Origin of the sequence: Plantactinospora endophytica, from assembly GCF_016862915.1 — a bacterium.
Lineage (GTDB): Bacteria > Actinomycetota > Actinomycetes > Mycobacteriales > Micromonosporaceae > Plantactinospora > Plantactinospora endophytica.
In genome coordinates, this window is sequence record NZ_BONW01000011.1 from 43,111 (window position 1) to 55,704 (window position 12,594).

At 74.7% G+C, this 12,594-nt stretch carries 11 protein-coding genes; 4 read left to right on the top strand and 7 right to left on the bottom strand.

Features of this window, described 5'->3' with window-relative positions; genetic code table 11:
- Positions 1–137: 137 nt before the first annotated feature.
- The 5 genes from Pen02_RS11920 to Pen02_RS11940 all read right to left on the bottom strand — a co-directional run bounded on the left by Pen02_RS11920 (position 138) and on the right by Pen02_RS11940 (position 5,382).
- A complete protein-coding gene (locus tag Pen02_RS11920; RefSeq protein ID WP_203866045.1) occupies positions 138–806 on the bottom strand; it encodes a hypothetical protein in 669 nt (222 codons plus the stop codon).
- Positions 803–3,610: an FtsK/SpoIIIE domain-containing protein gene (locus Pen02_RS11925; RefSeq protein WP_239140510.1), complete on the bottom strand. Its 2,808-nt coding sequence runs from the start codon at positions 3,608–3,610 to the stop codon at positions 803–805. The genes Pen02_RS11920 and Pen02_RS11925 overlap by 4 nt, the downstream gene beginning before the upstream one ends.
- Positions 3,603–4,469, bottom strand: a complete 867-nt coding sequence (locus Pen02_RS11930) for a hypothetical protein (RefSeq protein ID WP_203866046.1) — start codon at positions 4,467–4,469, stop codon at positions 3,603–3,605. Before Pen02_RS11930 ends, Pen02_RS11925 begins: the two co-directional genes overlap by 8 nt.
- A gap of 9 nt (positions 4,470–4,478) precedes the next feature.
- Positions 4,479–4,739, bottom strand: a complete 261-nt coding sequence (locus tag Pen02_RS11935) for a hypothetical protein (protein WP_107259179.1) — start codon at positions 4,737–4,739, stop codon at positions 4,479–4,481.
- 238 nt (positions 4,740–4,977) lie between these two features.
- Entirely contained in the window at positions 4,978–5,382 is a 405-nt protein-coding gene (locus Pen02_RS11940) for a PIN domain-containing protein (protein ID WP_203866047.1), read from the bottom strand.
- A gap of 111 nt (positions 5,383–5,493) precedes the next feature.
- Between Pen02_RS11940 and Pen02_RS11945 the strand changes: the two genes are divergently transcribed.
- The 3 genes from Pen02_RS11945 (at position 5,494) to Pen02_RS11955 (ending at position 8,710) form a co-directional block, all read left to right on the top strand.
- Positions 5,494–8,070, top strand: a complete 2,577-nt coding sequence (locus Pen02_RS11945; protein ID WP_203866048.1) for an ATP-dependent Clp protease ATP-binding subunit — start codon at positions 5,494–5,496, stop codon at positions 8,068–8,070.
- A gap of 122 nt (positions 8,071–8,192) precedes the next feature.
- Positions 8,193–8,360, top strand: coding sequence for a hypothetical protein (locus Pen02_RS11950; RefSeq protein WP_203866049.1), 168 nt, complete (start codon positions 8,193–8,195; stop codon positions 8,358–8,360).
- Positions 8,360–8,710, top strand: a complete 351-nt coding sequence (locus Pen02_RS11955) for a DUF3140 domain-containing protein (RefSeq protein ID WP_203866050.1) — start codon at positions 8,360–8,362, stop codon at positions 8,708–8,710. The genes Pen02_RS11950 and Pen02_RS11955 overlap by 1 nt, the downstream gene beginning before the upstream one ends.
- A gap of 45 nt (positions 8,711–8,755) precedes the next feature.
- Here the strand turns inward: Pen02_RS11955 and Pen02_RS11960 are convergent, their stop codons facing one another.
- Both Pen02_RS11960 and Pen02_RS11965 read right to left on the bottom strand, forming a co-directional pair.
- On the bottom strand, positions 8,756–8,992 hold the full coding sequence (locus Pen02_RS11960) for a hypothetical protein (protein WP_203866051.1): 237 nt from the start codon (positions 8,990–8,992) through the stop codon (positions 8,756–8,758).
- Positions 8,993–9,228: 236 nt separating this feature from the next.
- Entirely contained in the window at positions 9,229–10,725 is a 1,497-nt protein-coding gene (locus tag Pen02_RS11965; RefSeq protein WP_239140512.1) for a S1 family peptidase, read from the bottom strand.
- A 463-nt stretch (positions 10,726–11,188) separates the two neighbouring features.
- On the opposite strand from Pen02_RS11965, the gene Pen02_RS11970 reads away from it, so the two are divergent.
- Positions 11,189–12,487, top strand: coding sequence for an MFS transporter (locus Pen02_RS11970; RefSeq protein ID WP_203866052.1), 1,299 nt, complete (start codon positions 11,189–11,191; stop codon positions 12,485–12,487).
- Positions 12,488–12,594: the final 107 nt, after the last annotated feature.

Here is a 12,594-nt window from a genome sequence, read left to right on the forward strand (position 1 = left end):
CGTGCGCAGCCGGCCCGACCCGCCGTGCCGTCCGGCGTGGGCAACCGGTCCGATTCGACCTGGGCGACCGTGCCGGCCCGCCTTGCACGGCCGGCCTCGACCTCGGCAAACCGGGCCGGCCGTGCGCCGCGTGGCAGTCAGCGGAGCAGGCCGAACAGCGCCCCGGTGGTGACCAGCCCGGCGACCACGACCGTCAGGGCGGAGCGTACGTCCAGGCCGGCGTGCCGGCGGTCGGCGAGTACCCGGGCCGGCGCCAGCCCGACGACCGGGCCGACCAGCGTCACCAGCAGTCCGAGCACCGGCATCGCCACCGCCAGGTCGCCGCCGTACCGGGTGCCGAGCGCCCGGGCGGCCAACCCGAGGGCGTACGCGGCGGCGGCGCCGAGCACGCCGAACAGCGCCAGCAACGGCCGGGTGGCCGGCGGCAGCTCGCCCGGGTTCCGAGCCCGGTCCAACAGCTCCCGTACCCCGTCGAGCAGCGCCTCCACGTCGGCCGGTACGCCGTTGCGGGGCACCGGCGGCTCGCCGACGCGCCGGTCGTTCGCACCGAGTTGGCCGCGCAGGATGCTCCACAGGTGCACCGACTCGGCCTCGGTACGGTCGACCTCCTCCTGGGCCGCCGACACCTCCGCCTCGGCCCGGCGTACCGACTGCTCCGCGTCGTGCACCGCCCGGTCGGCGGCGGCGCACTGGCGGTCGTACCAGCCGTCCGCCTCGGCGCGTTCCGCCTCGGCCCGGCCGGTCAGCTCGGCGAGCCGCCGGATCGCCCGGGCGTAACTGAGGTCGCGTTCCAGGTCACCGCTCATCGGGACGGTCCATAAGGGATGATCACTTGGCCGGTGCGGTGCACCGAACGGTCGAAGAAGAGCCCGCGCCACGGCCGTGGGTACCAGTCCGGGCCGCCGCCGGCTCCCGGGTAGAGCGCGGAGGTGAGTTCCGCACCCTGCACGTCGAGCGCCACCCAGGCACCGATCTGGTCGGTACGCGACGCCGGGCCGCCGAGGTCCACCCGCATCCGGGCCACCCCACGCCACCAGGCCAGCGTGTGGGTACGCCGCTCCGGCCCGTTGTGCAGCACGTGCCGTAGGTGGTCCAGTCCGGAGCGCCCGCCGACGCTGGTGCCGAGCTGGCCGGCTGCCGCGTCGACCGCGTACAGCAGCAGGTAGTGCGGTTCGCCGGGGGCGCTGCCGGAGCCGAGCCCGTTGGCCGTCTCGGCCATCAGTTCGCCGATGTCGTCCTCGGAGTACCAGGCGGCGTCGGTGCCGAGCGCCTCGTAGAGTGCCCGGGCGGCGGTGTCGGCGTCCGGGTCCAGACAGGCGATGGAGAACCGGGCGGTACCGGGCCGGTGCTGGCGGCGCAGCGACCGGGCCGCCGCGTCCAGCACGGCGCACGCCTCGTCCACTCCGGTGCCGAGTACCGCCAGGTTCCGTCCCGGTGCCCGCGGCAGCCGCAGCCCGGCCGACCTGGCCTGCACGTCGATGATCTCGCCGAGCAGCGCCACCGGGCCGCGCGCCCCGCCGGTGGTCCGCTCCGGTCCGCCGGGCCGGTCGGCGCCGGTCGGCGGTGCGGTGTGCTCCGGCCCCACCCCCTCGGGCCAGATCGCCCCGCCGGCCGCGCGGTCGCCGGCACGGGCCGGTACGGGTTCGCCGGCCGGACGCAGCGCGACGAAGTCCGGTGCCTCGTCCAGCCGGGGGATCGCGTCGCCGTCGAAGAGCCGGGCCGGCGCCGCGTCCGGCGGTCGCATCCGCCACAGCCGGTGCTGGAGATCGCTCCAGGTACCCCAGTCGCTGGCCGCCGGGATCCGGGCCACCTGGTTGCCCTCGGCCATCCCGGACTCGGCGTTGACGATCGCGTGGTGCCGGGGCAGCACCTGGGCGGCGTCGTTGCGCTCGGCCAGGATGCGCAGTGCCTTGGGCAGCGCGATCCGCAACGTGAACTGGGCGACCAGCGCCGGCCGGCCCCACAGCGCCTCGATGCCCCGGACGTCCTGCGAGGCCAGCACCAGGTGGATGCCCTGGGAGCGGCCCCGCCGGGCCAGGTCCTCCAGCAGGTCGGCGGCCTCCCGGGCCACCGCGTCCCGGCCGGCGAGCAGCATCTGGAACTCGTCCACCACGGCGACGATCCTCGGCCAGCGGCCGGTCGGGTCCACCGCCCGCAGCTCGGACAGCTTGGTCACCTCGTGCCGCTTGGCGGCGTCCGCCCGACGGCGCAGCTCCTCGGCGAGGAACCGCAGCAGGGCCAGCCCGAACTCCCGGTCCGTGTTGACATTGATCCCGACCAGCCGCATGTGCGGCAGCCAGCTCGGGTCGCGGCGGCCCTGGGCGAACCGGGCGAAGGACACCCCCTCCTTGAAGTCGAGCAGATAGAACTCCAGCTCGGCTGGGGAGTAGCGGGAGGCGAGCGAGCCGATCCAGGCGAAGATCAGATTCGTCTTGCCGGTGCCGGACGGGCCGCCGATCAACGCGTGCGGCGGATAGTCGCCGAGGGTCAGCGTCACCGGCCGGCCCTGCGGACCGTCCCCGATCGGTGCGACCAGACTGACGGCAGAGTCCTCCCGCCACATCTCGTCGAGCGGCGGCAGCAGGTCGGTGAAGGGGGTCGGCGGCGGGCCGGCGTTCACCCGGGTCGCCACCTCCCGGCAGGTCTCGGTGACCAGGTGGGCCGGCGGCGCCGGGTCGGGGCGGACGAGGAGGTCGGGGCAGGTGTCCAGCCGGGCGCCGTCGCCGTCGACCACCGCCCGGTGCACGTCCGGCTCGTCGGGCAGCGCGATGCCGCGTACCACCAGGTGTACGCCGCAGGCGGCGCCGGTCCGGGCCACCCGGTCGAGTTGCCCCCGTTCGTGCCGGGACAACTCGTCGCCGCCGAGCAGTACCGCCACCCGCCACGGTTCGGGGCGCCGGCCGGTCGCGGCGGCCAGCTCGCGCAGCGAGGCGTACTCGCCGGCCAGCACGGTTTCGTTGATGCGGCGGATCTGGTCGACGAGGTCGTCGAGGAGTCGGGCCAGCCCGCCCGGCCCGACGAAGGTCAGCAGCCCGGCGGTGGAGAGCGGGGCGAACCCGGCCAGCCCGCCGCCGAGGTGCTCGGGGTCGTAGCCGACCAGGCGTACCGAGCCGGGATCGGCCCGGCCGAGGGACCGGAGCAGCAGCGCGGCGACGACGGCGTCGGAGCCGGCCCGGTCGGCCCCGGACAGGTGCACGTGCCCGGCGTCGAGCAGCGGTACCAGCGCGGGTACCGGCACGCTGCCGGGCAGGTGCACGGTGCCGATCCGCAACGGTCCCGGTGCCTCGCCCCGGACCACGGGGGTGGGCCGCCAGCCCTGCCAGTCGGTGCCGGCGGCGCCGGGTGCCTCCCGGGTGGCGGCGTCGGCGGCCCGGGCGGCGAGCCGGGTGATCTCCGCCCCGTACCGGTCGGCCAGGTCGGCGATCCGGCGGTCCCGTTCCGCACCGACCCGGGCGGGTACCCGGGTGGCGGCGTCCCGGATCCGGCGCAGCCGCTCCTCGGCGCTGCCGAGTTCGGTCCGCGCCGCCGCGAGGCGGGACCGGGACGCGCCCAGCGCGTGCGACAGCATGGTGCGGACCCGGTCGACGAGCTGGGTCCGTACGTCAGGCATGGGTGTCCCGGGGTGCGCGAGCGGTGACCGGACGCTGGTCGACGCCGAGCCGGCGCATCAGCAGTCCGGTGAGGACCCCGGCGGCGACCGCCGGATCGGCCGGATGCGGCTGCTCCACCGGCTCCTTCGGCGGCGGCATCCGGCAGACCCGGCTGAGCAGGGTGTCCAGCACCCCCGGCGGCAGGTTGGGCACCAGCTCCTGGACCTGCCCGGTGACCTCGCGGCGCAGCCTCGGCAGGTCGGCCGCCCGGGGCTGGTGGCCGAGCAGCGCGCCGGCCAGGTCGCGGAGCATCGGCGGGGCCACCGAGGCGAGTCCCAGCCCGACGTTCGCCTCCACCGCCCGCAGCTCGGTGTGCAGCCGGGTCCGGTCGCCGGAACGGACCCCGTCGGTCACCCGGCGGAGCAACTCCTCGGCGTCGGTGATCTCGTGGTCCGGCTTCGGTGCCGGGGTGTCCCGCCGGTCGAACAGCTCGGCCACCCGGACCGACCACCAGCCGCCGGTCGCCGCCGGGGCGACCTTGCGGACCGGCCCGGACGAGTCGTCGGCGGTACCGGCGCCGCGGCTGGGCGGCGGTCGCTCCGGCCCGGGGGCGGGGCTGCCGTCCCGGGCCAGGCCGATCGCCGCCAGGTAGGTCGCGAACTGGTCCTGGGCGAGCCGCAGGGCGTGACCGGCGGTCTCCAGGTGCTCCGTGGCGGCCGAGAGTTCGGGTACGCCCATCGGGTCGGCCGACTCCTGCCGGACCCAGCGCAGCCGCTCGGAGGCGAGTTTGAGGTGGTCGAGTGCCTTGATCACCAACTCGACCGGCAGCTCGTCGGAGGCGGCCCGGACCCGGGCGCCCAACTCCTCGATGATGGACATCCGCGTGCTCTACAGCGTCGAGACGTAGAGCTGGGCGTGTTCGACGGCGGCCAGCGTCGCGGCGAGGCACTCCTCCAACTCCTGGGCGGCCTGCGAGAGCGACGCCTGCGCGGCGTCGACAGTGGAGTGTCCACTTCCCTCCAACGCCCCGGCCAGGGTCTGCTGCGCCTCGGCGAGCTTGTCGCTGGCGGCCTGCACCGCAGCCTGGCCGTCACCGATCTGCTGCAGTGCGGCGTCGATGGCCGCTTTCAGCTCGGCGACACTCGCCACGGCGAAACCTCCAGGGGGCGGGGAGGGCTCTTATTAGAGCTTATCCCGATCAGCGGTCCACAGCGCCCCGGGCGTTTGCTGCCCGGCTGTCCGATCCCAGGTGGTCCGGCCGACAGCGGACATAGGCCGACCTTCCTCCCACTTTGGGCCACCGGGCGGTTACTCAGTCGGATCCCTGACAGTTGTCTGGCCGAACCGGCGAGATCCGGCTCAACCGTGGAAGTTCCGGCTGGCGGGATCACTCCGGCGTCGCCGTACCGGTCGGCCGGTCGGGCAGCCAGCGCGGTCCGCGTACCTGCGCACCGAGGGCGGTGACGCGGTCCCGCAGCGCCCGGTCGGCGGTGACCACGACGCAGCTCCGGTCGGCGCGCTCGGCCCGGACCAGGCCGACGATGGCGTCGTCGCCGGAGCCCTCCGCCGCGACCACCCGGACCCCCTCGGCCGGCTCCACCCGGCGGGCCGCGCCCTCCACCACCAGTACCACCTCGACCGGCGGCGCCAGCCCGGGCAGGCCGTACCGGGAGATCGGCGCCAGCCGGTCCCGCAGCCGGACGGTCGCCCCGGCCCGGTCCCGCCACCAGCCGTCCGGCCGGGAGCCGACCACGTTGGCGGCGTCCACGACGAGGAGAGGTTCGGCAACCATCCGCCCAGCCTGCCACCCCGACCGCCGCACCTGTGGTTACGCCGCGTTTGTCGGGCCTTCCGCCGGGTAGCCGAGGTGACGCCAGCGCCCGCGCCCGTGAGGGGGACGAAGATGACGCAGGGACCCGGCGACCTCGGCCCCGACCCGTGGGACGAGTTTCTCGCCCGGTACTTCGGCCGGGGGGAGAACCGCCGGCAGGGGCAGCGGGTGGACATCACCCGGCTGATGACGGCGGACGCGCGGGAGATGCTGGCGGACGCGGCACGTCGAGCGGCCCAGGCCAACAGCAGTGACCTGGACACCGACCACCTGCTCTGGGCGGCCCTGCAACGGGAACCGCTGCGGGACCTGATAAGCCGGGCCGGCGCCGACCCGGAGGCGCTGCTCGGCGCGCTCGGCGGCGAGCAGCGGGTGGAACGGCCGGCCAAGCACGGCCAGGTGCCGTCGAACATGTCGCTCACCCCGGCGGCGAAGCGGGCGCTGCTCGACGCGCACCAGCTCTCCCGGGCGATGAGCGCCTCCTACATCGGGCCGGAGCACATCCTGATGGCCCTGCCGCTCAACCCGGAGTCACCGGCCGGCCGGATGCTGGCGGCGGGCCGGATCCAGCCGCAGTCGTTGCAGGCCGCCAGCGCCAGCGGTGGCGGCGGCGGCAACGGCGGTGCGAAGCCGGACCGGGGCACCCCGACCCTCGACCAGTACGGCCAGGACCTCACCGACCTGGCCCGGGCCGACGAGATCGACCCGGTGATCGGCCGGATGGACGAGATCGAGCAGGCAGTGGAGATCCTGTCCCGGCGTACCAAGAACAACCCGGTGCTGATCGGCGAGGCCGGGGTCGGCAAGACCGCGATCGTCGAGGGACTCGCCGAACGGATCGCCGACGGGGACGTACCGCAGACGCTGATCGGCAAGCGGGTGGTGCAGTTGGACCTCGCCCGGCTGGTGGCCGGCACCCGCTACCGGGGCGACTTCGAGGAGCGGCTGAAGAAGCTGCTCGACGAGATCCGGGCGCACAGCGACGAGCTGATCATCTTCCTGGACGAGTTGCACACCCTGGTCGGCGCGGGCGGGGCCGGTGCCGAGGGCGGGATGGACGCCAGCAACATGCTCAAGCCGGCGCTGGCCCGAGGCCAGATGCGGGTGGTCGGCGCCACCACGCTGAACGAGTACCGGCGCAACATCGAGAAGGACGCTGCCCTCGCCCGGCGGTTCCAGCCGATCCTGGTGCCGGAGCCCACCGTGGACGACACCGTCGCCATCCTGCGCGGGCTGCGCGACCGGTACGAGGCGCACCACCAGGTCCGGTTCACCGACGAGGCGCTGGTCGCCGCCGCCGAACTATCCGACCGGTACGTCACCGACCGGTTCCTGCCGGACAAGGCGATCGACCTGATCGACCAGGCCGGTGCCCGGGTCCGGCTGCGTACCCGGACACCCGCCGGAGACGTCCGCGAGCTGGAACGGGAACTGGAGGAGGTACGGCGGGAGAAGGACCAGGCGGTCGCCGACGAGCAGTACGAGCGCGCCTCGGACCTGCGCGACCGGCTGCACGACATCCGCGAGCGGCTGCACACGGCGAACGGCAACGGCGACCAGCCGGCGGTGCCCGAGGTGGGGCCGCAGGAGATCGCCGAGGTGGTCTCCCGGGCCACCGGCATCCCGGCCAGCCAGCTCACCGAGGAGGAACGGGACCGACTGCTCCGGCTGGAGGGGCACCTGCACGAGCGGGTGGTCGGTCAGGACGACGCGGTGAGCGCGGTCGCCGAGGCGGTCCGGCGGTCCCGTACCGGGCTGGCCGACCCGGACCGGCCGATGGGCAGCTTCCTGTTCCTCGGCCCGACCGGGGTGGGCAAGACCGAACTGGCCCGGGCGCTGGCCGAGGCGCTCTTCGGCGAGCAGGACCGGATGGTCCGGCTGGACATGAGCGAGTTCCAGGAGCGGCACACGGTGAGTCGGCTGGTCGGGGCTCCGCCCGGCTACGTCGGGTACGAGGAGGCGGGGCAGCTCACCGAGGCGGTCCGGCGCCGCCCGTACGCGGTGGTGCTGCTCGACGAGATCGAGAAGGCGCACCCGGACGTCTTCAACATCCTGTTGCAGGTACTCGAGGACGGGCGGCTCACCGACAGCCAGGGCCGGACGGTGAACTTCCGGAACAGCGTGCTGATCATGACCAGCAACCTCGGCTCCGAGCTGATCACCGGTACGCAGCGCAGCGTCGGCTTCGGCGGCGGTGCGGGAGGCGGCGCCGACGAGGAGAACGACGAGCTGCGGGACCGGCTGATGCGCCGGTTGCAGGAGCAGTTCCGTCCCGAGTTCCTCAACCGGATCGACGAGGTGATCATCTTCCGTCGGCTGGAGGAGCAGCAGCTCCGGGAGATCACCGAACTGCTGCTCGGCGAGACCCGGCGGCGGCTGCGGGCCCAGGACATCGGCGTCGAGTTCACCACCGAGGGGGTGGACTGGATCGCCGAGCACGGCTACGAGCCGCAGTTCGGCGCCCGGCCGCTGCGCCGGACGATCCAGCGGGAGGTCGACAACCGGCTCTCCCGGATGCTGCTGGACGGCACCGTGACGCCGGGACAGCGGGTCACGGTCGGCGCCCGGCAGGGCGAGTTGACCTTCGACGTGTCGACGGAGGAGCGGTCCGGCGGCCGTAGCCCGGCCACCGCGACGCACGGCCGCTGAGCCGCCCCGGCGCCGGACGGTCACCCCGGCGGCTGCCTGAGCCGTCCGGTAGCCGTTCGAGCCGTCCCGGCAGCGGTCCGAGTCATCCCGGTAGCCCGCCGGGACGAGAGGAGGGGAGTGGCGTGAGCCAGCCCGAGGAGAACCGCGAGAAGAGCGCCAAGACCGACGCCGTACTGCGACCACCGGCCGCCACCCCCGGGCCGGCGCGGCCCCGGCCACCGCAGGGCACCCGGCCGCGTACCGCCGACGAGCCGACCCCGCCCGCGTCGCAGCCGGAGGAGGAGGCGTGATGGCCCGACAGCAACGGGTGGAGCCGGAGGTGGAGGAGCTGTGGCAGGACTTCCACGCCCGCGTCAACGTCACCTCGGAGCAGCTCCGTAGCTGGCTGCTCACCCAGGGGTCGGGCGAGCAGGCGTTCGGCGCCGACCCGGATCTCGGGCTGCCGGAGCCGGGCCGGCGGATCCTCGCCATCCTCGGCAAGCGCAAGGTCGACCTGACCGGCGACGACATCCAGGTGATGCGGGAGACGGTCGACGAGATCCAGGACCTGCTCGACACCCGGCCGGACGGCGGGCTGACCGACGAGAACTGGCGCCGGTCCCTGCTCGACCTCGGGCACGACCCGCTGACCGCACGCTAGCCGGGCCGGCCGGCGGGTTGCCGGCCGGCCTCTTCCGGTACCTGCCTACGCGCCGCCGATGGTCGGGACGCCCAGTCCGGCCGCCTCGGCGGCGTCGGTCCGCTCGGTGCGGAGCGCCTCCTCCCGGGCCAGCAGCGCCGCGTACTCGGCGACGTCCTCCGGGCTGGGCAGCTCCGGGACCTGACGCAGGAAGGCCTCCACGTCGCGGGAGGCGGCGGTGTGCGCGGCGGCGATCTGCCGTGCGGTCTCCCGGTCGTCCGCCGGCGGGATCATGTCGGTCATACCGCTACCGGTACCCGCTTCCCGCCGCTTCGCACCGACCCGACCGAGGTAGCTGCCCGAACCACGCCTGCCACGAACCAGCTGAACCGGCCGTGTCCGGTCGAGATGGCGGACGTGGCCACGCCCGGTCGACCTTGCTGGGCTCCGGGAACGCCGCCGGGCTCCCCGCGTGGCGCGCGCGGGGAGCCCGGTCCGATCGGGGCGGGACCGCCGGTGGCGGTCACCCGGCCCGCCGGTCAGGGCGCGGTGGCGCCCAGGGTGTAGCTGCCCGACCCGCTGTACGCGTCGACCGCGTACCGGTAGTACCCGGCCGCGCCGGAGTACGAGACCGTCTCGTCCGGCCCGGCCGAGGTGCCCTGGGCCACGGTCGCCCAGGCGCTGCCGTTCCACCGCTGGAGGTAGAGGTCGAAGTCCACTCCGGACGGCCCGTCGAGGCAGCCGCGGTGGGTGCCGGACCGGGTCGTCTGGTAGTAGCTGCCGTTCGGCTGGTACTGCACCCCGCCGGCGGCCAGCGAGCCGCTGAACGTGCTGGCGTACCCGGTGCAGGTGCCGGTCGGCGGCGGCTCACCCGGACCGCCTCCGCTGGTCCGCAGGGTCAGCCCGTACACCGAGAGGATCTCGTTGACCGGCTGGAAGTACGTGGTGCCGCCGGACGAGCAGTTGCCGGAGCCGCCGGAGGTGACGCCCTGGGCCTGCTGCCCGGAGAGCCACGAGCCGCCCGAGTCACCCGGCTCGGCGCAGGCGTTGGTCCGGGTCATGCCGGTGACCGCACCCTCGGCGTAGTTGACGGTCTGGTTCTTCGCCTGCACGGTGCCGCAGCGCCAGCCGGTGGTGGAACCGGACCGGCAGATCGCGGCGTTGACGGCGGCCTCGGTCGAGCCGGCGACCGTCACGTTGCCGCCCGCGTAGTTGTTGACCCACGGCTGCGGCGTCCAGTTGCTGTTGGTCTGCACCCAGGCGTAGTCGTTGCCCGGGAAGGACGAGCCCCGGAAGGTGCCCTGGGCGACCTGGTTGTAGCCCTGCGTGGCGGTACCGGTCGTCCCGCAGTGGCCGGCGGTGACGAAGCCACCGGTGACGGCGAAGCCGACCGAGCAGCGACCGCCCATGTAGTAGGCGTCGCCGCCCCGGACATCGTAGTAGAGCCGGGGCGCCTCGGTGCTCGCCACGATCCGTACCGCCGCCGCGTCCGCCCCGCTGGCCGCGACGAACGCGGTCGCGGTGGCCGTACCGCCGCTGGCCAGTACCACCACGCTGTTGGTGGGCGCGTCGACGTACCAGCCGGGGACCGCTTTGGCGGGTGCCTTCGCGGCGGCCCGGTCGAGGGCGGACTTGATCCCGTCGAGCTGGGCGGCGCTCCGGGCGACCAACTTCGGCTGGGCCCCGGCCGCCGTCACCCGGGCGGCCTGGGCGCGGTCGGTGACCGCCACCACCAGGTCGCCGCTGCCCGGCGCGATCCAACCGCCGGCGTACGCCCGGCCGAGCGACTTGCGCAGCCCGGCGTCGGTCCGGCTGGCCTGTTCGTCCCGACTGATCCGGGTCTTGGCCTGCGCGGCGGTGAGTCCGAGGTCGCGCTGCATCGCGGCGAGCATCTCTGGGGCGGCGGCTTCGGCGGTGGCCGGCGCCGGGGCCGGGATCGTGCCGTCGGGCGCCGCGGCGGCGGGTGTGGCCACGGCGCCGATGATCCCCACGGGCAGCAGGGTCACCGCCGCCAACGTGGCGAGTCTTCGTCTCATCCGGAGTCTCCTTCGGGGGGGTTTCGGTGGGGGACGGCCGGCCCGGGAGGTGATCGGGGGTCGGGCCGGCCGGGGTGGGACGTACCGGCGAACGGCAGCGCCGGCCGACCCACGGGCACGACACGGCGTGCTCCGGGGGTGCCGGAAGTCAGCAGAAGGCCGGGCGGCCCGTGCACCGCCCGGCCCGGAACCGGACGGCGCACGGTGGCCGGTGCCCCGCCGACCGGGGGTCAGCCCCACCGGTGGTGGCGATGTCGACGGTCGCCGTACCAGCGGGTCTGGGTCGGTCAGGGCATGGTTAAGGTAACCGGCCACAATCGACCGAGGGATATCCCGCCTAGCTCATACCGCTGCCTGCTGGCAGGGCTTTCGCGTACCGGCGGTACCTCGTAATCTTGGCGCCCGTCGACCACCATCGGCCGGGTCGCACCGGCGTCCCCGCCGCCACCGACGAGGAGCCGCCGTGTCCGTTCCCCGACCTGCCCGGCGGCCGGTGGTCCTGCTGGCCTACGCCGCGTTCGTCCTGGTCGGCCTGAGCGCTGGGGTCGGTGGGGTACTGCTGCCGGCCCAGATCGACGACTACGGGGTGGACAAGGCGACCATCGGCGTCACCTTCTTCACCTTCTCCGCCGGTTTCCTGCTGGCCGGATTCACCACCGGCGGGCTGATCGACCGCCTCGGTACCCGGGCCGCGCTGGCGGTCGGCGCCGGTGCCTTCGTCCTGGCCGGTCTCTACACGGCGGTCCGCCCGCCGTTCCTGGCCTTCGTGGCCGTGCAGGTGCTGGCCGGCTACGGCATCGGGGTACTCGAGTCGGTGCTCAACGCCCACCTCAGCGAGCTGTCCGGGGCCACCACGCTGTTGAACCGGCTGCACGCCTTCTTCGGCGTCGGGGCGTTGCTGGCGCCCGCGCTGGCCGCCTGGCTGCTGCGGTCGCTGCCGTGGACGGCCGTGTGGCTGGTACTCGCGCTGGCCTGTCTGCCGCTGGTCGCCGGCTTCCTGCTGGCGTACCCGCCGCGCCGGCACGCCGCCGACGGACCGGACCCGGTGGCCGACGACGGCGGTCCGGCGGACGGCAGGCTGGCACCCGGCGCTCCGGCAACCGACGGCGCGGCCCCGGCACCCGACGCCCCGCCGGGCCGGTCCCGCAGCGGCAACGGCAACGGCAGCCTGCTGGGCGCGGCGCTGCGGCAGCCGGCGGTGGTGCTGGCGGCGGTCTTCCTCGCCGTCTACGTCGGCCTCGAGATCAGCGTCGGCAACTGGGCCTTCAGCCTGCTGGTCGACGGGTACGGCCAGTCGGGGGTGCTGGCCGGCTACGCGGTCAGCGGCTACTGGCTGGGCCTGACGGCGGGCCGGTTCCTGATCAGTCCGCTGGCCACCCGGGCCCGGCTGACCCCGGTCGCCACCAGCATGGGTTGCCTGGTCGGGGTCACGGTCAGCGCGGTACTGGCCTGGCTGGTACCGGTCGCGGCGGTGGCCAGCGTCGGGCTGGTACTGCTCGGGTTCTTCCTCGGGCCGCTCTTCCCGACCGCGATGGCGATGGTGCCCCGGCTGACCGCGACCCGCCTGGTGCCGACCGCGATCGGCCTGATGAACGGCGTCTCGGTGCTCGGCGGTGCGGTCTTCCCCTGGCTGGCCGGCGCGGTCGCCCAGGGGATCGGGGTGTGGACCCTGCTGCCGTTCGCCGTGACGCTGGCGGTCGGCCAACTCGCGATCTGGTGGCGACTGGCCCGACGGATCACCCCGGCCCGGCAGCCGGCCTGAGCCTTTCCGGCCCCCGCGCCCCGCCGCGCGCCGGCGGCCCTCGGCGCCTACCTCGGACTGCCGAGGGCGGAGCGCCGGCAGCGTCGGACGCTGGACGGAGCGGCGCC